Origin of the sequence: Methylobacterium sp. E-046, from assembly GCF_022829625.1 — a bacterium.
Taxonomy (GTDB): domain Bacteria; phylum Pseudomonadota; class Alphaproteobacteria; order Rhizobiales; family Beijerinckiaceae; genus Methylobacterium; species Methylobacterium longum.
The window spans coordinates 23,027-45,305 of record NZ_JAKSYP010000270.1 but is presented as its reverse complement, the minus strand read 5'-3'; the positions used below and the strand labels follow the sequence as shown (position 1 = coordinate 45,305).

Genomic DNA, 22,279 nt, shown 5'->3' with positions numbered 1-22,279 from the left:
CCGCCGGGCGTTCTGCACCGCGCACCGCGGGACGCCCTGGGAAGCGGGGATTGCCGGGACAAGCCGGATCGGACCGGGATCCCGGCGGCCGAATCGTGGCATGGCGGGATGGGGCCGTCCTCCCGCGCGCCGGCGGGAGAGGCGGGCCGCCACGGGCCGCCAGGACGATGGGCATGCGATGAGCATCGAGGAGAAGATCGCCGGGATCCACGACCCGGACCTGCGGGCCGAGGTCGAGGCGGCCCGCGGCGGCTTCCTGTTCGCCCAGATCGTCGAGCACGTCCTGCACCGCCAGCGCGAGCGGGACGCGCAGGCCGCCCTGGTGGGCGAGGAGGAGGTTCGCCGCGCCGGGCTCTCCCGCGACCAGCGCCGCCGCGACGCCGTGCGCCTCGTGATCGAGAGCGAGCCGGCGCTCCCGTCGAGCCTGCAGCACATCCACTCGGTGCTGGCGCTCTGCGGACTGCCCTACCGGGACCCCGGCCCGGTCCGCGAGTTCTCCCGCACCTACGGGCGCAACTCGCTCAACCTGATCGCCGGGCGGATCAAGGACCCGGAGACCGGCGCGTTCACGCCCCAGGGGCTGCCCTACGGCCCGAAGGCCCGGCTGGTCCTGCTCCACCTCTGCACCGAGGCCGTGCGCCAGCGCAGCCCCACCGTGAAGGTCGCCGAGACCCTGTCGGGCTTCATGCGCGAGATGGGCTTCGCGGTCACCGGCGGCGAGCGCGGCACCATCCGCCAGTTCAAGGAGCAGCTGAACCGGCTCGCCGCCTGCTCCATGCAGATCGGCCTCTGGGACGGCCGCGACAGCGCCACCACCCTCAACGTCCCGCCGTTCCGCAGCCTCGAATTGTGGCGCCCCCGTGCCGGGGAGGGCGCCGACGAGGCCGGCCGCACCGTGCGCTTCGACCCGGAATTCTACGAGACCCTGATCCGCCACGCCCTGCCGGTGGACGTCCGGGCGGCCCGGGCCTTCTCGGGCTCGGCGCGCAAGCTCGACCTGCTGTTCTGGACCGGCTACCGGCTGCGGTCCCTCCAGCGCCCGCTGCGTCTGACCTGGACCAACCTCCACGCGCAGTTCGGGGCCGAGAACGCCTCGATCCGCAGCTTCCGCCAGGCGTTCAAGGCGGATCTGGCGCATCTGCGCGAGGTGTTCCCGCGCCTGCCCCTGGTCCTCGACGATAACGGCCTGACCCTGCACCCGGCCGATCCGAGCGCGCTGCTGGTGCCGCCGCGCCCCGCGGCGAAGAGAACGCGGGCGCGCGCCTAGGGAATACGATTCATTCCCTTAACCGTCGTGGGCGGCGGTCGGAACGGGCGGGTATTCCGTTCCCTGGGAGAACGGAATGGGGTAGGTATTCCATTCCGCTGGAGGGAACGCCGCGTGGGTCTATCGGATGTCGAGATCGAGGCGCGCCTCGCCCTGCTGCGGCGGCAGCGCGAAGCCCTCGACCGGGAGATCGCCGATCTCGTGCTCTACCTCGAACTCGGACGCCGTTTTGGGGCCGCCGGGACGGGGCTCGCGCCCGGCGACGCCGGTACCGGGCCCGAGGCGGCCTCGGGGCCGACCATCGACCCGCCGCCGGCCCGGGACGCGGCGCCGCCCGTCGTCCCGGTGGGCCGGATTCCCGCCGCCCCGGCCCGGGGACAGTCCGGCTCAAGTTCCGAGCCTCATTCCGACGCTGATTCCCAATCTCAGTCCGACGCGGGCGGGACGGATGCCGCGCGTCCTCCGGCCATTCCCTTCGCGGAGGACGCGGCCGGCGCCCGCCGCTACGGCCGCGCCCTCGTGGAGGCCGCCGGCAGGGCGATCGCGGATGCCGGCCGGCCCCTGCACGCGGCCGAGATCCTGGCGGCGCTCGTCGACCAGGGCTTCACCGTGCCGGGACGGGACCCGGTGGCGGCCCTCAACACCCGCCTGTGGAAGCGGTCCGGCCCCGGTGGTCCCCTGCGTCGGGTCGGCGAGGCGACCTACGCGTTGGCGGCCCCGGCGTGAGAGGGCCGGTCACGAGTGCGTGACGGTGCCTTGGCCGCCGGCCTCCCCGTATGGGTGACGTCCGCGGCCGCAGGATCGGCATCGTACCGGCCGGGGATGCCGGACGGCGCGGCGACGGGGATGGACGGGGCGGAATGGCCGAGATGCGCGCGGATCGCGCGGTTCCGAACGGCCGGGGACCGGTCCTCCGGCCCGGCCGCGTCCGGATGCGGGCGCGATGACGACCGCCCAGGCCCTGGCTTTCGTGCTGGGCTGCGCGGTGATCCACGCCGCGCATGCGCACGCGGAGGCCCTCACGCGCCTCCTTGCCGCCGCGGCCGTCGTGGCGGCCGTGCTGGTGCTGCTCGTCGCCTCCCTGGACTACGCGCCGGGAACCACGGGGACGTTCGACGAGATCTCGGTCTACGCGGCGTCCTGAACGGTCCGCCGCGCCGCCCGGCTCAATTGATGAGGCAGAAGCCCGCACCGGTCCCGACCCGGCGCGCCTGCGCGCACCAGGGTCGCGGCTCACCGGACGGAGCCTTCAGGGCGGCGACAGCCCGGGGCGCGCCGGGATCGACGCCGCGCAGCGCGGGATTGCCGGTCTCCGCGCGGCCGCCATCCAGGCCGCGCGGCCCGACGGTGACGCCCGGCACGGTTCCGGCCGAGGGGCGGGCCGCGCGCTCCGGTTCGTTCGCCATGACCGGCTGCGCGAGTTCGGGTGGGCTCAAGGTCGCCAGTCCGGGCATGTCCTGCGCGGCGGCGGTCCCGCACAGGACCAGGCAGGCGGCCGGAACCGCGAGAACCTTGAGCATCGACGAAGCTCCTGCCGAGAACGAATCCATCGACCGGTCCCGCACGGTGGGCCGGCCGTGGCGCCGATTGTGACGGTGGACCGTTAAAGGCGTGAAAAGATTCAGGATTAATCGAGTGCCCGGAGGGCCTGAGAAGTCACGATCCTCGGACGACACCGGAAGCCCGTTGCCACGGGCCAGCCGGGCAGGAACGACGGTGCCGTCCCGGGATGGTCGGCGGGTCGAGGGCTACGATCCCCGGGAGACGGTTGGCCCGGCCCGGCGCCGCTACCGGGCGGGTGCCGCCACCGCGGCCGCGAGGCGGTCGTGGGGAACCCCCGATCCGCCGACCACGGCCACCCGGGTCCCGGCGGCGCTGCGCCGGCTCGCCCAGTCGCCGATCATCTCCAGGCAGGTGTGATCGATGGCCGCGAGGTTGTCGGTGGCGAGGCGGACCTCGCCGCCCGTGGGCGTGCGCTCCAGCGCCGCCGTGAGGCTCGGCAGTTGCAGGAACGTCGCCGCCCCGGACAGGCGCAGCTCCGGCACGCCGGGCACCTCCGGGGCCGCCGCGTGCTCGATCCGCAGCCGGCCCTTACGCAGGCTCGGCAGAGCCTGGAGCAGGCTCAGGACCAGCCCGGTGAGCACGCCGGTGAGCAGATCCACCGCCACCACGGTCACCATCGTGGCGAGCCAGATCGCCGCCGTGAGCCAGCCGTAGCGCGCCTGCAGGTGCAGGGCGTGGGCGGGGCTCGCCAGCCGCCAGCCGGTGACGACCAGGATGCCGGCGAGGCTCGCGGTCGGCACCAGGGCCAGCAGCCAGGGCAGGGCGATGAGGAAGGCCAGGATCCAGGTCCCGTGCATCACCGTGGCGGCCCGGCTGACGGCCCCGGCCTGGACGTTGGCCGAGGACCGCACGATCACCCCGGTCATCGGCAGGGCGCCCAGCATCCCGCAGATCACGTTGCCGACGCCCTGCGCGCCGAGTTCCCGGTCGAAGCGGGTGCGCGGGCCTTCATGCATGCGGTCGACGGCCGCCGCCGAGAGCAGGCTCTCGGCGCTGGCGATCACCGCGATGACCAGGGCCATGATCAGGATCTCGGCCTCGGCCAGCCGCGCCCAGGCCGCCGCGTCCGGCAGGGACAGGCCGGACAGGAGCGCCTCCGGCACCGCGACGCGCTTGACGGCGAAGCCCCCGGTGCCGGCGACGAGACTGCCCGCCACGACGCCCACGAGCGCCCCGGGCACGAGCCGGAGCCGCGCCGGGCGCAGGCGCTCCCAGGCGATCATGGCGGCGATGGTGGCGCCGCCTACAGTCACGGCGCCGGCGCGGTCGCCCGTGCCGGTGACGAAGTCGAAGAACGCGGCCGGGATCGCCACGAGGTTGTCGAGCCCGCTCGCCCGGGGCAGGGCATCGGTGAGGACGTGGATCTGGGCGAGCACGATCAGGATGCCGATGCCCGCCAGCATCCCGTGCACCACGGCCGGCGAGATCGCCCGGAACCAGCCGCCGACCCGCAGGGCACCCGCGACGAGCTGGAGGAGGCCCGCCGCCACCAGGACGGGGCCCAGCGCGTCGAGCCCGTGCGCCTGCACGAAGCCGTACACGATCACGGCGAGCCCCGCGGCCGGCCCGCTCACCTGGAGCGGCGAGCCCGCGAGGAGGCCGACCACGATGCCGCCGACGATGCCGGTGACGAGCCCGCGCTCGGGCGGCACGCCGGACGCGATGGCGATGCCCATGCACAGGGGCAGCGCCACGAGGAAGACCACCACGGAGGCCGGGAGATCCCGCGCGAGGCTCGTCCGGACGGGGCCGTCCGGCGCGAAGGCGGTGCTCAGATGTCGGTTCAGACCCTCGGGGATGGGCATGCTCAGGCGGCCTGCAGGCGGGTGCCGCCGGCGGAATCCTGCGCCACGGGCATGTCGGCCTCGCCGATCGGCCGGAAGTGCCCGCTCGCGCCATCATAGGCCAGGAGCGCGCCGGTCTCGATCTCGAAGAACCAGCCGTGCAGGCGCAGGGAGCCCTTGGCGAGGGCGACGGCGACGCTCGGATGGGTGCGCAGGTTGGCGAGCTGGACGACCACGTTCTCCAGGGCCAGGGCGTGGTGGCGGGCCTTCGGGTCCATGCCCTCGGGATAGGCCTCGCAGACGATCCGTTCGGCGGCCTCGGCGTGGCGCAGCCACGCCGCGACGCTGGGCATCCGCTTGAGCAGGTCCCGGTTCATCAGCCCCTTCATGGCCCCGCAATCGGAATGGCCGCAGACCACGATGTCGCGCACGCCGAGCGCCACCACGGCGTACTCGATCGCCGAGGAGACGCCGCCGATGACGTCGGAGGCGGGGGGCACGATGTTGCCGGCGTTGCGGCAGACGAACAGGTCGCCCGGCCCCGCCTGGGTGATGTGCTCGGGGGCGACGCGGGAATCCGCGCAGGCGATGATCAGCGCGCTCGGGTGCTGACCGTCGCGCACCAGCTGCTGGTACATCTGCCGCTGGCCGGGGAAGACGCTGCCCTGAAAGCTGGCGATGCCCTGGATGATGCTGTTCATGAGGGGGGTCCTGACGCTGGGCGGAATGGGGTGTGTCGGCGGCCGTCATCCCGGCGCGCCGCGGGGCCGACGGCGTGTCGGGCGAGGTCGCGCGAGGCGTTCCCGGCGGGCGTTCCCGGGTGACCGCCCCGGCTGAAGCCCGGGGGCCGGGGCGGCAGCGACCGCTCAGGCCGGAGCCCGGCGGCCGCTCGCGGGTCTCAGCGGGCGATCCGGCGGCGCTGCAGGGTCCCGGATGCCCAGTGGGGATCGACGAGGCCGCGGCGCGAGACCGTGGCCCCCGCGCTGTCGTGGAGCATCGGCGCCCCGAGGAGCTGCCCGGTGCCTAGGCGCTGCGAGTGGAGCGAGCGCGGGTCGTGATAGGGATCGCTGACGTAGGAGCTCATGTGGCCGCCGCCGGCGACCTGGCGGCTTCCGCCGCCGCCCTCGCCCGCCTGGGCCGTCATCGGCAGGGCGAGGGAGCCCGCCAGGAGCCCCAGCACGAGGCCGCAGGTCGGCCCGAGGGCGGGGCCGGAGCGAGCGGCGGTCGGGAGGTGCCGTATCTTCGTCATTGCGCGTCCTCGCTTGTTCGTCAGGCGGGCCCGGGACGCCGCATCCCGGGCCGCTGAGCCGGACATAAGCGACAGTGCGCAAAGTTGATGTGCGTATTGACACAGTAAAGATACGGATATTTTAATCCTTTGTCTTTGTTTGACTTGGTGCGTGCGCGCACGTCATGATCGCCATGCGGCCTCGACCGCGGGATTAAACGGCATCGGACATGACGTGCACTCCCCGCGCGGTCCGGGGCACTCGCAGTGCCGGGGCGTCCGGGCGGCCGGGGCAGCCGGTCGCGGCAAAGCCTTCGCGCGCCGCGCGGATGCCTCTCAGGCCCGTCCGGCCCGGATGCCCTGCGGCGACGCGCCGGTCTCCGCCGGAGGGGCGGGCAGGGGGCTCACCGCCACGTAGGCGAAGCCCGCCGCCTCGTAGGCGAGGTCGGCGGTGTTGCGCCCGGCCAGGCCGCGTTCCAGCAGGCGGGTGCCGAAACCGCTCCGCGAGGGGCGCGCCACCGGGGGGCCGCCGCGCTCGCGCCACGTGATCCGCAGGATCGGGCCGTCGGGACCGGCCGCCCGCGTCCAGGCCAGCGCCGCCCGGCCCCCCGGAACCGACAGGGCGCCGTGCTTGACCGCATTGGTGCACAATTCGTGCAGGATCATCGTCAGCGCGAGCGCTCCCTCGGGGGGCAGCCGCAGCTCGGGACCCTCCAGGGTGATGCGCGGCGCCTCGCTCTGGAAGGGTCGCACGGCCTGATCGGCGATGCCGTGCAGGTCCGCGCTCGCCCAGCTCTCGCGGGTGAGGATGTCGTGGGCGCGCGACAGGGTCAGCAGCCGCGCCTCGAAGGCATCGCGCCCGGCCGCGGCGCCGTCGATGTTCTTGAGGCTCTGCGCGGCCATCGACTGCACGGTGGCGAGGGTGTTCTTCACCCTGTGATTGAGTTCATCGATCAGGAGCCGCTGGGCCTGCCCGCGCCGGGCCAGCTCGTCGGCGGCCGCGTCCAGGGCCTCGGCGATCATCGTGCCCTCGCGCACGAGGGAACGGGGCAGCGCGGGCAGGGGCTGGTTGCGGCCCAGCGCCCCGGCCGCCCCCGCCAGATCCCGCAGCGGGCGGGCGATCAGGCCGGCGAGCAGCCACGCGAGCAGCGCGGCCGCGAGCGCCACTGCGCTGCCCGCCGCCAGGATGTTCCCGCGCAGGGCCGTCGCCGAGGCCAGGGCCCGGTCGGCCGACTGGCGCACCACCACCTGCCAGCCGAGGCCGGGATAGTCGCGGTAGCCGGCGGTGCGCGCCTGGGCGCTGAGATAGGCGGGGGCGCCGTCGGGCCAGGAGCCGACCCGGCTGGTGCCCTGCGGATCGAGGGGGCGCCCGTCCACCGGCACGTCCCGGGGCAGGGCCCCGCCCTGCAGGGCGGGCGGCCCCAGGAGGACGGCGCCGTCCCGGGACAGGATCAGGATCTCCGCCCCCTCGCGGTGACCCCGGAGGGAGCCTTCGAGGGTGCGCGCCATGTCGCGTGCCCAGGTCCAGTCGAGATGGGCGGCCAGCACCCCGACGAGGCGCCCGTCCGCCCCCCAAACGGGGGCCGCGACGTCGAGGAGACGCAGGGGCTCGCGCGGGGTCGCCTGGCGCGGGGCTGCCTCGCGGGGACCTGCTTCGCCGGGGGCCAGCGCCGCCTGCAGGAGCTTGGCCGGATGCACGTCCCCCACGAAGGGCGCCGCGCGGCCCGCGCGGAAATAGTCCCGGCCGGCGACGTCCGCGCCCTCCAGCGCGCCGGTGCTGGTCACCGCGACGCGCCCGTCCGGGTCGATCAGCCCGATGATCGAGTAGGCGGGGTAGGTCGCCTGCATCCGCTCCATCAGGGCGCGCTTGGCGGCCGTGCCGGCCGCGGGATCGCGCAGGCTGTCCGAGGCGGCGGCGATCTGGATGTCGCGCCAGCGCTCGAACATGCCGAGGTCGAGGCTCCGCGCCATCTGGCCGGCGATCTCGGCGAGCTGGCCGCCGACCTCCGCCTCGAGCCGGCGGGTCGCCTCGCGGCTCACCAGGGCGGCGAGCGCCAGGGTGGCCAGGAAGCCGAGGGTGCCGAAGCCCAGGGCCAGCACGACGTGCAGCCGCGGCGCCGCCGGCCGGCGGCGCGGACCGCCCCGCCCCGGGAGGTCGGTCGATCCCGCGGGGTCGGCCGGGATGGCCGCCGAAGCGGGGCCGGGCGGGGATTCCGATCGCGCGACCGCCTGCATCCGATCTCCCGCGGATCCGGGCCGCCCCGCCCCAGCAGACGGTGCCCGCCCCGCCTTCTCAGCACGCGCGGCAGGCCTCAGCAAGACAGTTTCGAGACTCGGCGGCACCTAACACTATCGAAGGTTGCAAAACGGCACCTGGTCTCTCCGGTGCCGGGCTGGTCAGAAGCCGGGCCAAGCCCCCGGAATCGTGCCGCCGTAACCCCAGCCGGTGAAGGGCGGGGCCGCCACCCGCTCCCGCGTCGCCGGCGGAAGGGCCGGTGAAAGGGCCGGAGGGAGAGCCTGGGGTGGTAGGGCCCGGGGGATCGGCCGCGGATCCTGCCGGGAAAGCCCGTCCCGCCGCGCGGCCTCGGCCCTGCGGGCCAGGGTCCGGTCCATGTCGGTGGCGGCCGGCGGATGGTGCCGCCCGGGCTGGGACCGCCCCGGCTGCGGCCCCGGCTGCGCCCGAGCCGGGGAGGCCGCCAGCGAGGCGAGGGGCAGGGCGAAGGGCAGGGCGAGGGGCAGCGCCAGGGGGACAAGCAGGGCCGCGTGGATCGGGGTCGGACCGGCGCGCATGGTTCGGGCTCGACGGTGAGGGGGCTTCCGCCGGCAGCTACGCCGGAACGAGGCCGCCGGTTCCGGGAACCGCCCGCGCGGGGGCGGGCGCCCCCGCGGCAATCTCGGGTCCCCAGGCCGCCGAAAACCCCGTAGAAGGCCCGAGGTCCCCACCCGAGACGACGCGAGCGCGAACGGCCCATGCCAGAGCCCGAACGGACAGAGCCCGCGCCGAATGCCGGCCCGCACGACCCGGTGGCGCTCCTGAGGACGCTCGTCGCCTTCGACACGGTGAGCGCCCGCTCGAACCTGCCGCTGATCGACTGGGCGGAGGCCTATTGCCGGGACCACGGCGCCGCGGTGGAGCGGGTGCCGGATCCGACCGGGCGGAAGGCGGCGCTGCTGGTGAGCGTCGGCCCGTCCGAGAGCCGCCCCGGCTACGTGCTCTCCGGCCACAGCGACGTGGTGCCGACGGAGGGCCAGCCCTGGACGTCGGACCCGTTCCTCCTGCGCGAGGCGGACGGGCGGCTCTACGGCCGGGGTACCTCCGACATGAAGGGGTTCCTGGCGGTCTGCCTCGCGCTCCTGCCCGAGATGGTCGAAGGCGTGCTCACCACCCCGCTCCACATCGCGATCTCGTACGACGAGGAGGTGGGCTGCCTCGGGGTGCGGCCGCTGATCGCCCGGATGCTGGAGCGGGTACCCCGGCCGCTCGGCTGCTTCGTGGGCGAGCCCACCGGGATGGAGGTGGTGGTCGGCCACAAGGGCAAGTCGGCCGCCCGCCTCACCTTCCGGGGCAAGGCCAGCCACTCGGCCCTGGCGCCCGAGGGCGTCAACGCGGTGGAATACGCCGCCCGGTTCATCGAGCATGTCCGGCTCTCCGCGGAGGCGCTCGCCCGGGACGGTGCCCGCGATCCGCTCTACGACGTGCCGCACACGACCGGCCTGTCGAGCGTGGTCCGGGGCGGCACGGCGCTCAACATCGTGCCGGATACCTGCAGCGTGGAGTTCGAGTACCGGGCGATCGGCGCGGACGACGCCGGGGCGCTGGCGGGCGCGGCCATCGCCTACGCCACCGACACCCTGGCGCCGCTGATGCGGGCGGGGGATCCGGCCTGCGGCGTCGCGGTCGAGCCGCTGATCGACTATCCGGGCCTCGACACCGATCCGGACGCGGCGATCGTGACCCTGGCCAAGCGGCTGGCCGGCCGGAACGGGCACGCCAAGGTCTCGTACGGCACGGAAGGCGGGCTGTTCGAGCGGCTCGGCGGCGTGCCGGCCGTGGTGATCGGGCCGGGCTCCATCGCCCGCGCCCACAGGGCCGACGAGTACGTGACCCGCGACGAACTCGAGGCCTGCGCGACCTTCGTGCGGCGGCTGATCCGCGATTGCCGGGGCTGAGGTCCCGGCTTCGAGAGGTCGAGACCCTTCGCGATTGCCGGGCAGAGCCCCGCCGGACGGGCCGGGGTCCTGTGGAAACCCCTATGTCCGCGGGCGCGAACCCGCCCTAGATGCGCGAAGGGCCGCCGGGGCCGGGTCGGAGTCATCTTAGCCGCATGGCCAGCCTCAGCGTCGCGATCGCGTTCGGCGTCCGCCTACTCCTCGTGCTGCTGTTCCTGCCGTTCAGCGCCCTCGACAAGATCCTGAACTTCAGGGGCGCCGTCGGGCAGGCCCGGGAGGCCGTGCACGCGACCGCCGCCGCCACGGCGCTGATCCTGATGGGGCTTGCCGTCGAGATCGGGATGTCGCTCTGCATCCTCACCGGGACCGCCGACCGGGCCGCCGCCTTCGTGATGGCCGGCTATTGCGGGGTCACGGCGCTGCTGTGGAAGCAGTTCTGGGTGCCGGGCGACTTCTGGACCGGCGGCCAGGGCCGCGCGCTGTTCTGGGACTTCCTCAAGAACTTCGCCCTGGCGGGCGGCTTCCTGCTCATCACCTTCGGCACGGGCGCCGGGACGGTCGAGAATTTCCTCGCCGACCCGCTCGGCTCGACCCATCCCTACGCGACCGTCGACCCGTCCCGGCCTTGAGCGCTCTCCGCCGGGGGCAGGCCGGTTCGGCGGAGGAGCGCGTGTCTGACCGAGGGCGGGCTTCTCAGCCCTTCGGCACGGTGGCCGCCATGGAGGGCCGGCGCTCGAACGCCCCGTACCATGCCGCGAGCGCCGGGCGGCCCGCCCGCCACGCGAGGTCGGGGAAGCGCAGGTCGAGGTAGCCCAGCGCGCAGGCCATCGCGAGGGTGCCGATGTCGAGGGCCGGCCCACCGTCCGCGTCGCCGCCCACCAGGGTCTCGAACCGGTCGAGCGCCGACCGGATCTTGCCGGTCTGGCCGGAATCCCAGGCGTCCCAGCGCTTTTCCTCCGGGCGGAGCACCCGCTCGTAACGGGTGAGCAGCGCCGCATCGAGCAGGCCGTCGGCGAGGGCCTGCCGGGTCAGCGCGTCCCAGCGGGCGGCACCCTCGGGGAACAGGCGCGGCCCGGCCGAGAGGCCGTCGAGATACTCGCAGATCACGCGGCTGTCGTAGAGGGCGGTGCCGTCCTCCAGCACCAGCGCGGGGATCTTGCCCAGCGGGTTGTGGGCGGCGACCTCCGCGGAGGGCCCGGTCGGGGAAGCGCCGGCCACGATGACGGCGAGCCGGTCGATCAGCCCGGTCTCGTGGGCGAGGACCAGCACCTTGCGGGCATAGGGGGAGGCGGGGGAGTAGAGAAGCTTCATCGGACCGTCCCGGTTGATCGTGGCGCCGCGATTAGGGCGCCGGGACCTTGCACCGATGCCGCGCCGAATCCAGACCCCGGCGGCGCGGCGCCGGACGGTCAGACCTTCCGCGTCATCCGAGAGCCCGCATGCACCGCCCGGCTCCTGCCGATCTTCCGGGGGCGGGCGCGCCAGGCCAGGAGAGCGGTCGCCACCCGGTCCAGGAGCAGCATGCACAGGCTGCCGACGATCGCCAGCACGCAGACGGCCCCGATCAGTACCCCCCAGATCCCGGGGGCCGGGATGATCATCAGGCACAGGAGGCCGAACACGGCCGCGCCGGGTATCCACTTCGCCATCGCGCCATCCGCCTGAAACCGACGAGGATCATGCGTCGACAGATCCTCTGCGAGGAGATTCAATATTGCTGTATTCGTTGCTGAGAGCATAAGAATTCGCTTTTATCAGTAAATCGGCCTCTATTTTTTGGTTTGCGTTCCGTGAACGGAGCCCGCGGGTCGTCGCCCGCGCGGATGCGGATGCGGATGCGGATGCGGATGCGCCCCGGACCCTGCGCCCCGGCTGCCGCGCCCCGGTCGCCCCACGGTCGGAGCGGCTGGCGGGGAATCCCCGCCGGTGACAGTGCGCAGCCGCTGTCCGCGGAACGGGCAGGGTGCCGGGAATCCGGGCTTCTCCCGGGCGGCCGAATCGGCGTATCCAGGGATCAGCCCATCGCGACGATGCGGGAGAGACCGGGATCTTCCCAACCAGAGGGGGACCCGGCGCCGACGGAGCAACCGCCCCGGAAACTCTCAGGCACCGGAACCGTGTCGTCAGGGCGATCTGGAGAGCGGTGCAGCGGGCGAGCCCGTGGGCACCCGCCGAAGGGGACGTCCGCGGAAAGGCCTCGCCAGGGCCGGAAGCGGATCAAGCTCTCAGGCACCGGGACAGATGGGGCGCGCAACCGGCCGACCGCTTGAGGCGGCCTCCACGCGTCCTCGTTCCGGAGTCCCACCCATGACCCACATCGCCGTGATCGGCGCCGGCATCACCGGCGTGACGACCGCCTATGCGCTCGCCCAGCGCGGCTACCGCGTCACCGTCCTCGACCGGCAGCGCTACGCCGCCATGGAGACATCCTTCGCCAATGGCGGCCAGCTCTCGGCCTGCAACGCCGAGGTCTGGAACAAGCTCTCCACGGTGATGCAGGGCCTGCGCTGGATGATGCGCCGCGACGCGCCGCTGCTGATGAATCCCAAGCCCTCCTGGCACAAGCTGTCCTGGATGGCGGAGTTCGTCCGCGAGATCGCCCATTACCGCGCGAACACGGTGGAGACCGTGCGGCTGGCGCTGAAGGCCCGGGAGGCCCTGTTCGCCATGGCGGCGGCCGAGGGGATCGATTTCGACCTGAAGACCCGCGGCATCCTGCATTTCTACCGGGACCGGGCGAACTTCGAGAAGGCCACGGCCGTCAACGCCCTGCTGCGGGAAGGGGGCCTGGAGCGCTACGCCGTGACCCCGGAGGAGATCCGGGCCATCGAGCCGACGCTGGCCGGCACCTATCACGGCGGCTACTTCACGCCCTCGGACGCCACCGGCGACATCCACAAGTTCACGCGAGGTCTGGCCGCTGCCTGCGCCCGCAAGGGCGTCCGCTTCATCCAGGACGCCGATGTCGCGACGATCACGTCGGGGGAGGGGGGCTACGCCGTCGGCTGGCGGCAGGCTGGGCATCTCACGGGTCATGCCGCCGAGGCGCCGCAGAGCCTGCAGGCCGACGCGGTGGTGATCTGCGCGGGCTGCGCCAGCCGGCACTTCGCGGCGATGCTCGGCGACCGGGTCAACGTCTACCCGGTGAAGGGCTACTCGATCACCGTGAACCTGCTGACCCCGGAGGCGCAAGCTGCGGCACCCGAGGTGAGCATCCTCGACGAGGCGGCCAAGATCGTCACGAGCCGCCTCGGCGACGAGCGCCTGCGGGTCGCCGGCACGGCCGAGTTCAACGGCTTCAACCGCGACATCCGCCACGACCGGATCCAGCCGCTGGTCGACTGGACCCGGGAGCAGTTCCCGCGTGTCGACACCGACCGGGTGGTGGCCTGGAGCGGCCTGCGCCCGATGCTGCCGAACATGCTGCCCAAGGTCGGCCGGGGCCGCCGGCCGGGGGTGTTCTACAATACCGGCCACGGCCATCTCGGCTGGACCCTGTCGGGCGCCACCGCCGAACTCGTCGCCGGGGCGATCGCCGCCGAGCACGCCCCGGAGCGGACCCTCCTGCCGCTCGCGGCCTGAGTCCCGGGTTTCCAAAGGGCTTGCAGCCCTTTGGCGGGTTTCGGGGCGGAGCCCTGACGCACATCGCGGCGCGCGGTCCCATCCCCGAGACGGGGGGCGCGCCGCCTGAGATTATTTTGTATTCTCTTTCCGAGCCGCCCCGGAAACCGAGCCGCGATGCCCTCATTCGCCGCCTATCTCGACCCCGCCACCGGGGCGACCTACCCGATCGAGACGCCGCGCTGGCGCTCGGAGACGGGCGGGCCGCTGATGATCACGGATCTTCCCGGCATCGATCGTGGGGAGATCGATACGGCCGAGCGCTCCCTCTGGCGCTACGCCGCCGCGCTGCCGGTGGCCGTCTCGGATCCGGTGACCCTCGGGGAGGGCTGCACGCCGCTGGTGCGCCGGCCCTGGCGGGGCGGCCACGCCCATTTCAAGCTCGAATGGTTCGCGCCCTCCGGCAGCTTCAAGGATCGCGGCGCCGCCGTGATGCTGTCGATCCTGCGCCAGCAGGGGATCGGCGCGGTCTTGGAGGATTCCTCCGGCAACGGCGGCGCCGCGGTGGCGACCTACGCGGCCGCCGCCGGCATGCGGGCGAAGATCCTGGTCCCGGCCTCGACCTCGCCGGCCAAGACCGTGCAGATGCGCGCGGCGGGCGCCGAGGTCGAGCTGATCCCCGGCTCTCGCCAGGACACCGCCGACGCCGCCGTGCGGCAGGCGGAGGCGATCTTCTACGCCAGCCACAACTGGCAGGCCCATTTCCTTCAGGGCACCAAGACCCTCGCCTACGAGCTCTGGGAGGATCTGGGCTTCCGGGCGCCCGACAACGTCATCATCCCCTGCGGGGCGGGCAGCAACATCCTCGGCTGCGACATCGGCTTCTCGGAGCTGCTGCGCCGGGGCGAGATCGCCCGCCTGCCGCGGCTCTACGCCGTGCAGCCGAGCCATTGCGCCCCCCTGCATGCGGGCTTCGAGGCCGGCGCCGACGACTTCGTGCCGGTCACCCCGCGGCCGACCCTCGCCGAGGGTGCCTCGATCGCGCAGCCGGTGCGCGGCCGTGAGGTGCTGGCGGCGCTCCGCCGGTCCGGCGGCGGCACCGTGGCGGTCTCCGAGCCGGCGATCGAGACGGCCCTGATGGAGCTCGCCCGATCGGGCCTCTACGTCGAGCCGACCTGCGCGATGGCCGCGGCCGCGCTCACCGACCTCACCGCGCGCGGCGCGATCCGGCCGGAGGAGACCACCGTGGTGGTCCTCACCGGCACCGGCATCAAGGCGACGCCGCGCATCGCCGAGCTTCTGGGTCCCACCCCGTGACGCCAACCCGCTGACCCGATCCCGAGGAGACACTCCATGCGCAACAACATTCCCGCCCGCGTCGGCATGCCGGTCGAGGAGGTCGACACCCCCTGCCTCATGGTCGATCTCGACGCGTTCGAGCGCAACGTGGAGAAGCTCGGCAGCTTCATGAAGGCGCACGGCCTGCGCCACCGGGCACACGCCAAGACGCACAAATCCTCCGACATCGCGGTGGTGCAGATCGAGCGCGGCGGCGCCTGCGGCGTCTGCTGCCAGAAGGTCAGCGAGGCCGAGGCGCTGGTGAATGCCGGCATTCGCGACGTTCTGGTCTCCAACCAAGTGGTCGCGCCTCAGAAGATCGAGCGCCTGGCGGCCCTCGCCACGCGGGCGCGGGTGCTGGTCTGCGTCGACGACCTCGGCAACGTCGACGACCTGTCGGCGGCGGCCGTCAAGTACGGGGTCACCCTCGAGTGCCTGGTCGAGATCGACGTCGGCGCCGGCCGCTGCGGCGTCGCCCCGGGGGAGCCCGCGGTGGCGATCGCGCAGCGGATCGCGGCGGCGCCGGGCCTCGCCTTCGCCGGTCTGCAGGCCTACCAGGGCAAGGCCCAGCACGTGCGCGACTACGACGAACGGAAGGCCCTGATCCAGACGGCGATCGACGAGACGCGGCGCACCGTGGACCTGCTGAAGGCCGAGGGCCTGAGCTGCGACATCGTCGCGGGCGCCGGCACCGGCAGCTTCGCCCTGGAGGGCGGCAGCGGCGTCTACAACGAGCTGCAATGCGGCTCCTACGTCTTCATGGACGCGGATTACCAGCGGGTGAAGGACGCCGACGGGCAGCCGATCGCGGAATTCGAGAACAGCCTGTTCATCGTCACGGCGATCATGAGCAAGGCGAAGGCCGATGTCGCGATCTGCGATGCCGGCTTGAAGGCGCAGAGCATCGACAGCGGCCTGCCGGTGGTGTTCGGCCGGGAGGATGTCGCGTACATCAAGTGCTCGGACGAGCACGGGGTGATCAGCGATCCCGGCAACGTGCTGAGGCTCAACGAGCGCCTGAAGCTGATCCCCGGCCATTGCGACCCGACGGTCAACGTCTACGACTGGTACGTGGGCGTGCGGAACGGCCGGGTCGAGGCCGTCTGGCCGGTCACCGCCCGCGGCATGACGTTGTAACGGGATTCCAAAGGGCCGAGGCCCTTCGGCGGGGTGTCGGGGCGGCGCCCCGACATCGGGCTTGGTCCGAAAGCAGGGCGCCGCCCTGCACCCGCAAAAGGTCCAAGACCTTTTGAACCCATGACTTTGGAGGTCTTCACACCATGCGCTTCATCTCGGAAGAGGAGTCCGCCGCCCTGGTCGACCACGCCATGGCGTTCGCGGCGGCCCGGGAGGCGCTGATCGCGGCCGTCGCCCCCGGCACCACCCTGTTCCCGGCGGTGCTCGGGCACGGCTCGGAGCCGGCCAACCGGTTCTCGATCAAGTCGGGCTCCACGGCGACCTATGCCGGCCTGAAGGTCGGCTCGTTCTGGCCCGGCAACCCCGACCGGGGCCTGCCCCGGCACAATTCCGTGATCCTGCTGTTCGACCAGGCGGTCGGCCGGATCGACACGGTGATCGAGGCGGGCCGCGTCAACGCCTACCGGACCGCCGCCGCCGACGCGGTGGCGGCGAGCGTCCTCGCCCGGCCGGATTCGACGGTGCTCGCCGTGTTCGGGGCCGGGAACCAGGCCGCGTTCGAGTGCGCGGCGCTCGCCCGGATCCTACCGATCAAGACGGTGCTGGTGGTCGCCCGGGACGCCGCCAAGGTCGCGGGGTTCGCCGAGCGCCTGGCGGGGCAGGGGACCTCGGGGATCGCCGTGCGGTCGGCCGCCCCCCGGGAGGCCTGTGCGGCCGCCGACGTGATCGTCACGGCCACGCCCGCCCGCGCGCCGCTGTTCGAGGCCGAGTGGGTCCGGCCGGGCACGCACGTCGCCGCCATGGGGGCGGACGCGAAGGGCAAGCAGGAATTGCCCCCCGCCCTGCTGGAGCGGGCGGCCCTGTTCTGCGACCTGCCGGAGCAGTCGCGCACCATCGGCGAGTTCCAGCACGCCTCCGCGCAGGCTCAGGCGGGCCTCACGGCGCTCGGCGACGTGCTGCGGAGCGGGGAGGGGGCCCGGACCGATCCCGACCGGATCACCGTGTTCGACTCCTCCGGCATCGCCCTGCAGGACCTGACCATCGCCCGGGCGATCCTCGCCAAAGCCGACGCGCGCTTGTAGGGGAGGCCGGCGCCGGCCCTCCCCCGCCCCGGCGGAGGACCGCCACGCATGCAGGACAGGCAGATCCGGGTCATCGGCATCGGCACGGGCGATCCCGAGCACCTGACCCTCCAGGCGGTGCGGGCGCTCGCCGACGTCGACGCGGTGTTCGTCCTCGACAAGCGCGCCGAGACCGCCGACCTCGTGGAGATCCGCCGCCGGATCTGCGCGGCCCACATCGCCAAGCCCCACCGGGTCGTCACGGTCGAGGATCCGCCCCGGCCGCGCCGCCCGGCCGATTACGGCGGGACCGTCGTGGCGTGGCACGCGGCCCGGGCCGAGCGGCTGGAGGCGGCCTTCGCGGACCATCTCGGGGCCGGGGAGGTGGGGGCGATCCTGGCCTGGGGGGATCCGGCCCTCTACGACAGCATCCTGCGCATCCTCGACCGGATCGACGCGCGCGGGCGCGTGGGATTCACCCGCGCGGTGATCCCCGGCCTGTCGAGCGTGCAGGTGCTCGCCGCCCGCCACGGCGTGCCGCTGAACGGCATCGGCGGGTCGGTGCTGATCACCACCGGTCGCCGCCTCGCCGCAGGCTGGCCGGCGGAGGCCGACAGCGTCGTGGTGATGCTCGACGGCGACCCGGCCTTTGGCCATCTCGACCCGGACCTGACGATCTACTGGGGCGCCTATCTCGGCGGCCCGGACGAGATCCTGGTCTCCGGCCGGCTGGGCGAAGTGGGCGACGCGATCCGGCGGGTCCGGGCGGAGGCGCGGGCCCGGCACGGCTGGATCATGGACATCTACCTGCTGCGCCGTGACCGCGCCGCAACGGACAGCGGGGACGGACCCCGCTAGAGAGCCGCCATGCTGCGCCTGCGGGACTACCAGCGCGCCAGCCTCGACGCCCTCTCGGCCGCCTGGGCGCGGGGCGGGGCGGACGCGGCGGCGCCCGGCCACCTGATCGTGCTGCCCACCGGCGCCGGCAAGGCGCTCGTGATCGCGGCCCTCGCCCGGGAGACCCTGGCGGAAAACCCCCTCGCCCGGGTGGCGATCGTCACCCACAGCCGCGAGCTGGTCGCCCAGAACTTCTCGGAGCTGACCCGCGCCTGGCCGGAGGCGCCGGCCGGGATCTTCTCGGCCGGGCTCGGGCGGCGGGAGGCCGGCGCGCAGGTGCTGGTCTGCGGCATCCAGTCGGTGGCCGACCGGCTCGACGCGGTCGGGCCGCGCGACCTCGTGATCGTCGACGAGGCCCACCTGATCCCCCGCGCCGCCGACACCCGCTACGGCCGGTTCCTGGCGGGCCTGCGGGCGCGGACCCCCGGGCTGCGCGTGGCGGGCTTCACCGCCACCCCGTACCGGCTCGATTCGGGCCGCCTCGACGACGGGGCGCACCGGCTGTTCTCCGGCATCGCCTACGAGGCCGACACGTTCACGCTGATCCGGCGGGGCTTCCTGGCCCCCCTCGTCTCCAAGGCGACGCTGACCCAGCTCGACGTCTCGGGCGTCGGCCGGCGCGGGGGCGACTACATCCCGGGGGAGCTGGAGGCGGCGGTCAACCGCGACTGGATCACCCGCGCGGCGGTGGCGGAACTCGCGGAGTACGGCCGCTCCCGCCGGGCCTGGCTCGCCTTCTGCGCCGGCCTCGCCCACGCGGACGCCGTGCGCGACGCCGTGCGGGCGGAAGGGTATGCCTGCGAGAGCGTCTCGGGCGAGACCCCGCGCCGGGAGCGCGACCGGATCGTGGCGGCGTTCCGGGCCGGACAGATCCGCTGCCTGACCTCGGTCGGCGTGCTCGGGACCGGCTTCAACGTGCCCGAGGTCGACCTCGTGGCGCTGCTGCGCCCGACCCGCAGCACCGGTCTCTACGTGCAGCAGGTCGGCCGGGCGCTGCGCTGCGCCCCCGATAAGGCCGACGCGCTGATCCTCGACTATGCCGGGCTGGTGCGGATGCACGGCCCGGTGGACGCCGTGACGGTCCGGAGCGCCACCCAGGGCCTGGGCGGGGCAGGGGCCTCGCGCGCCAAGCCCTGCCCGGGCTGCGGCGCCCTGATCGCGCTGAACGCCTCCACCTGCGAGGCCTGCTGGACCGAGCCGGAAGGGGACGCGGAGGCCCCGCACGAGGCCGCGGCCGACGACGCGCTGGCGATCCTCTCGGCCGATCCCGGAAGCCCCGATCCCGGCCCCGATCCCGAGCCGGCCGGCCCTGCCCCCGGGGCGGCATCCCCGGACGCGCCCTGGCACCCGGTGACGGCCCTCACCCTGGAGCCCGCGCCGGACGGGCTCGACCTCGTGCTCGGCTGGCGGGACGGCGCCACCGAGGCGGCGTGGCGCGTGCGCCTGCGGCCCGAGGGCCGCGGCTACGAGCGGGAGAAGGCCGTGTCGTGGTGGCGCGGACTCGGGGGCGGCCGGGACGCCCCGATGAGCACCGCCGGGTTCCTGGAGGGGGCCGACGCCCTGAGCCGGCCGGCGGCCATCCGGATCCGGCCGGGCCGGCTGTCCGATCAGATCGCCTGCCGGACGGCGGACGGGCGGACCCTGGGCGACGTGCGCCGCCTGTCCGGGCATGCGGCGTGAAACCGCCGGAGGGTCTCGCGGACCTTCGCGGGGAACTCGCCCGCCGGGCCTCCCGCGGGGAGGGGCCTCGGACCGCCCTCGCCCGATCCCGGTCCGCAGGCCATCTGCCAGGGATCTGCGCTGCCAGGGATCTGCGAGCGCCGACCCGTGCCGCGCCGGTGGATCAAGTGCGGCCAGCCGGCCGGGATCCGTCCCGATCCTGTGACACGGGCCATCCTCGGAGAGGCCGCCCCGGGGCATGCCGAACCCCCCTCGCCCGGCCGGATCGCCGCTCATGTTCCATAATATATCTTATGCGAACTCTGTTGGCAGGTCGAAGGGCGGTTGAGCTGAGGGATCGCGGCGGCCGGGGATCGCCTCCGACGCCACGTTCCGCCGTGGATGCAGGACGTCACCCGGGACATCACCCAGGACATCACCCAGACGCCAACCCAGGACGCCACCGGGCGACCACTGGTCGGGCTCCTCGTACCTTACGGCTGAGGCGCCTCGGCATGTCCGGACCTGCGAGCGCGGCGAACCCGTCCCGGGCTCCGGCGTGGTGGGCTCCGTCGCCTCCTTCCGCCGCGGCGTCGTCCGGGCCCGCGGCGCATCGGTGGCGGTGAAGCGGCTGGCAGCAGATGGCCTGCGGACCGGGATCGGGCGAGGGCGGTCCGAGGCCCCTCCCCGCCGGAGGCCCGGCGGGCGCGGCTCCCGCGAAGGTCCGCGAGACCCTCCGGCGGTTTCACGCCGCATGCCCGGACAGGCGGCGCACGACGCCCAGGGTCCGCCGTCCGCCGTCCGGCGCAGATCCCCTGGCAGCGCAGATCCCTGGCAGCCCGGATACCGAAGGTTCGGCAGGACCGCCCCATGCCGGTCCCGACGCTCGCTATGGTCGGGACGCTCGCCATGTCCGGACATTCGCCATGGATCATCCCGAACCCCCGAGCCCGGTCGGGCGAGGGCGGTCGGGGCCCCCTGCCCGCGGGCGGCACGGATTGTCCCTTCGGGCGGAGCGAAGCCGGCCGGCAGATCCAACGCCCTCACCCTGAGGCGGCGGAGCGCAGCGGAGGGTTCCAAGGAACTCTCGAAGGAGCTCTCGAAGGAGCTCTCGAAGGAGCGTTCGAGGAAGACCTCCGGCCGGCCGTGCGGGTCCTGGCGCCGTCCCTCGGGGCTCTCAGCCCGGGATGGTGACGTGGCCTGTCGACCCGATCGGGTGTGGCCCGGCCCGGAGGAGGGGCGCCGGAAGCGCGGCGTCGACCGACGCTGAGGGACGGATTGGGCCGCGCACGCCCCTCCCCGCGGCGGGGCGGCGCCGCGATCCGGGACGGCGCCAGACCGGGACGACCCGCTCTCCCGGGCCGTCTCGCCGCGCGGCCGGCCGGATCAGGGGCCGGGCCGTTCAGGCCGGATCGCCGCCGGGATCGGGCGGCCCCCTGCCCTCCCGGCCGGGCCCCCAGGCCGGCTCGAGGGCCCGCGGCTGCGCGGACCGCCGGGCGGATCGTTCGGTCAGCGTCCGTCACGGGCGCGGTGCGGGCCCCGCCCCGTGCGGGGCGACCGATCGGGCGTCGCCCGGGATCCATCCGCGATCTGGAGGCGCGGACGACGCTCCCGGGGCGCCGGCTCAGCGCATCACCGCGACGCTGGTCAGCCACAGCCGGCAGAGCCGGGGCCAGAGGGCGACCGGTGCCTCCGAGCGGCCGATCCCGAAGCCGTGGCCGCCGACGGCGAAGCGGTGGTACTCCACCGGCACCCCCGCGGCGCGGCAGGCCGCGTCGAGCACGCGGCTGTGCTCGGGGCTGATGACGGGATCGTCGTCGGCCTGCACCAGGAACAGCGTGGGGCAGCCGGACCGGATGTGGGTGTGGAGCGACCAGTCCCGGCTCGCCTCCGGGCTCGGGGCCTCGCCGACGAGGACGCGCCGGGTGGTCGTGCGGTCGTAGGGCGGTTCCAGGCTCACCACCGGGTAGATCAGCGTCGCGAAGTCGGGCCGGGCCGAGAGGTCGTCGGCGGCATCGACCGGGTCGTAGGCCCGGAAGGCGGCACGCGCGGCGAGCATCCCGCAGAGATGGCCGCCGGCGGAGAAGCCGAGCACCCCGAGGCGGGCCGGGTCGATCCGGAAGCGCGCGGCCCCGGCGCGGATCAGGCGCAGGGCCCGCTGCCCGTCCTGAAGCGGCGCCAGGGCCCCCGCCGTCCAGCCCTCGCGCGGCAGGCGGTAGGTCAGCACGAAGGCCGTGATGCCCTGCGCGGCGAGCCAGAGCGCGGCGGGCAGGGCCTCCTTGACCATCCCGATCCGGGCATAGCCGCCGCCGCCGGCCACGAGGACCGCCACGCCGGTCGGATTCTCGGGGGCGTAGACCTCCAGCACCGGCAGGGCGACGTTCGTCACCGCGCCGCTGTCGTCGCGGACGAGGGGCCCCTGCGGACCGCCGCCGCCCGGCGGCTCCCCCGGCCAGAGCGGGATCCGCTCCGGCGCCCCGATGGCGGCCGCGCCCCGGGCCGCCAGGAACGCCGAGGTCGTGCCCAGGGTGAGGAGAAGGGACCGGCGGTCGGGCCGGGAAACGGACGAGGACTCGCGTGAGGAGTCGGGTAAGGAATCGGGCATCGGACCCCG

At 74.0% G+C, this 22,279-nt stretch carries 20 protein-coding genes and 2 riboswitches; of the genes, 11 read left to right on the top strand and 9 right to left on the bottom strand.

The genetic code is table 11. The features are described 5' to 3' along the window. Positions 1-178 precede the first annotated feature (178 nt). From MKK82_RS29440 to MKK82_RS29430, 3 genes are all read left to right on the top strand, one after another. A complete protein-coding gene (locus MKK82_RS29440) occupies positions 179-1,267 on the top strand; it encodes a replication protein RepA (protein WP_238290524.1) in 1,089 nt (362 codons plus the stop codon). 114 nt (positions 1,268-1,381) lie between these two features. After that, complete coding sequence (locus MKK82_RS29435; RefSeq protein WP_238290523.1) at positions 1,382-1,993, top strand: winged helix-turn-helix domain-containing protein; 612 nt, start codon at positions 1,382-1,384, stop codon at positions 1,991-1,993. Positions 1,994-2,210: 217 nt separating this feature from the next. Then, complete coding sequence (locus tag MKK82_RS29430; RefSeq protein ID WP_238290522.1) at positions 2,211-2,411, top strand: hypothetical protein; 201 nt, start codon at positions 2,211-2,213, stop codon at positions 2,409-2,411. 22 nt (positions 2,412-2,433) lie between these two features. On the opposite strand, the gene MKK82_RS29425 is transcribed toward MKK82_RS29430, so the two are convergent. The 6 genes from MKK82_RS29425 to MKK82_RS29400 form a co-directional block, all read right to left on the bottom strand. Further along, positions 2,434-2,787, bottom strand: coding sequence for a hypothetical protein (locus tag MKK82_RS29425; RefSeq protein ID WP_238290521.1), 354 nt, complete (start codon positions 2,785-2,787; stop codon positions 2,434-2,436). Between the two features lie 267 nt (positions 2,788-3,054). Further along, on the bottom strand, positions 3,055-4,635 hold the full coding sequence (locus MKK82_RS29420) for a SulP family inorganic anion transporter (protein WP_243987666.1): 1,581 nt from the start codon (positions 4,633-4,635) through the stop codon (positions 3,055-3,057). 2 nt (positions 4,636-4,637) lie between these two features. After that, positions 4,638-5,315, bottom strand: coding sequence for a carbonic anhydrase (locus MKK82_RS29415; protein WP_238290517.1), 678 nt, complete (start codon positions 5,313-5,315; stop codon positions 4,638-4,640). A gap of 197 nt (positions 5,316-5,512) precedes the next feature. Beyond that, complete coding sequence (locus tag MKK82_RS29410) at positions 5,513-5,863, bottom strand: hypothetical protein (protein ID WP_238290516.1); 351 nt, start codon at positions 5,861-5,863, stop codon at positions 5,513-5,515. Between the two features lie 315 nt (positions 5,864-6,178). Then, complete coding sequence (locus MKK82_RS29405) at positions 6,179-8,077, bottom strand: sensor histidine kinase (RefSeq protein ID WP_243987665.1); 1,899 nt, start codon at positions 8,075-8,077, stop codon at positions 6,179-6,181. Positions 8,078-8,239: 162 nt separating this feature from the next. Beyond that, positions 8,240-8,632 (bottom strand): hypothetical protein, encoded by a 393-nt coding sequence (locus tag MKK82_RS29400; RefSeq protein ID WP_238290514.1) that lies wholly within the window; start codon positions 8,630-8,632, stop codon positions 8,240-8,242. A gap of 180 nt (positions 8,633-8,812) precedes the next feature. On the opposite strand from MKK82_RS29400, the gene argE reads away from it, so the two are divergent. Continuing rightward, a complete protein-coding gene (gene argE, locus MKK82_RS29395; protein WP_238290513.1) occupies positions 8,813-10,012 on the top strand; it encodes an acetylornithine deacetylase in 1,200 nt (399 codons plus the stop codon). Between the two features lie 155 nt (positions 10,013-10,167). Beyond that, on the top strand, positions 10,168-10,641 hold the full coding sequence (locus tag MKK82_RS29390; protein WP_238290512.1) for a DoxX family membrane protein: 474 nt from the start codon (positions 10,168-10,170) through the stop codon (positions 10,639-10,641). Between the two features lie 64 nt (positions 10,642-10,705). Here MKK82_RS29390 and MKK82_RS29385 read toward each other — a convergent pair whose 3' ends face one another. Both MKK82_RS29385 and MKK82_RS29380 read right to left on the bottom strand, forming a co-directional pair. Continuing rightward, positions 10,706-11,323: a glutathione S-transferase gene (locus MKK82_RS29385; protein WP_238290511.1), complete on the bottom strand. Its 618-nt coding sequence runs from the start codon at positions 11,321-11,323 to the stop codon at positions 10,706-10,708. Positions 11,324-11,421: 98 nt separating this feature from the next. Continuing rightward, positions 11,422-11,661: a hypothetical protein gene (locus tag MKK82_RS29380; RefSeq protein WP_238290510.1), complete on the bottom strand. Its 240-nt coding sequence runs from the start codon at positions 11,659-11,661 to the stop codon at positions 11,422-11,424. Between the two features lie 374 nt (positions 11,662-12,035). After that, positions 12,036-12,140: riboswitch (glycine riboswitch) on the top strand. A 3-nt stretch (positions 12,141-12,143) separates the two neighbouring features. Beyond that, positions 12,144-12,255: riboswitch (glycine riboswitch) on the top strand. A gap of 64 nt (positions 12,256-12,319) precedes the next feature. On the opposite strand from MKK82_RS29380, the gene MKK82_RS29375 reads away from it, so the two are divergent. The 6 genes from MKK82_RS29375 (at position 12,320) to MKK82_RS29350 (ending at position 19,686) form a co-directional block, all read left to right on the top strand. Continuing rightward, positions 12,320-13,594, top strand: a complete 1,275-nt coding sequence (locus tag MKK82_RS29375) for a D-amino acid dehydrogenase (protein ID WP_238290509.1) — start codon at positions 12,320-12,322, stop codon at positions 13,592-13,594. Positions 13,595-13,750: 156 nt separating this feature from the next. Then, positions 13,751-14,890 carry a pyridoxal-phosphate dependent enzyme gene (locus MKK82_RS29370; protein ID WP_238290508.1) on the top strand — a complete coding sequence of 380 codons (1,140 nt, stop codon included), beginning with the start codon at positions 13,751-13,753 and terminating at the stop codon, positions 14,888-14,890. Between the two features lie 36 nt (positions 14,891-14,926). After that, on the top strand, positions 14,927-16,048 hold the full coding sequence (locus tag MKK82_RS29365) for a DSD1 family PLP-dependent enzyme (protein WP_238290506.1): 1,122 nt from the start codon (positions 14,927-14,929) through the stop codon (positions 16,046-16,048). A gap of 143 nt (positions 16,049-16,191) precedes the next feature. Beyond that, a complete protein-coding gene (locus tag MKK82_RS29360) occupies positions 16,192-17,130 on the top strand; it encodes an ornithine cyclodeaminase family protein (protein WP_238290505.1) in 939 nt (312 codons plus the stop codon). Between the two features lie 48 nt (positions 17,131-17,178). Continuing rightward, entirely contained in the window at positions 17,179-17,967 is a 789-nt protein-coding gene (gene cobF / locus MKK82_RS29355) for a precorrin-6A synthase (deacetylating) (protein ID WP_238290504.1), read from the top strand. Between the two features lie 9 nt (positions 17,968-17,976). After that, positions 17,977-19,686 (top strand): DEAD/DEAH box helicase, encoded by a 1,710-nt coding sequence (locus tag MKK82_RS29350; protein WP_238290503.1) that lies wholly within the window; start codon positions 17,977-17,979, stop codon positions 19,684-19,686. Positions 19,687-21,289: 1,603 nt separating this feature from the next. Here the strand turns inward: MKK82_RS29350 and MKK82_RS29345 are convergent. Then, positions 21,290-22,270 (bottom strand): alpha/beta hydrolase, encoded by a 981-nt coding sequence (locus MKK82_RS29345; RefSeq protein WP_238290502.1) that lies wholly within the window; start codon positions 22,268-22,270, stop codon positions 21,290-21,292. Between the last annotated feature and the right edge of the window lie 9 nt (positions 22,271-22,279).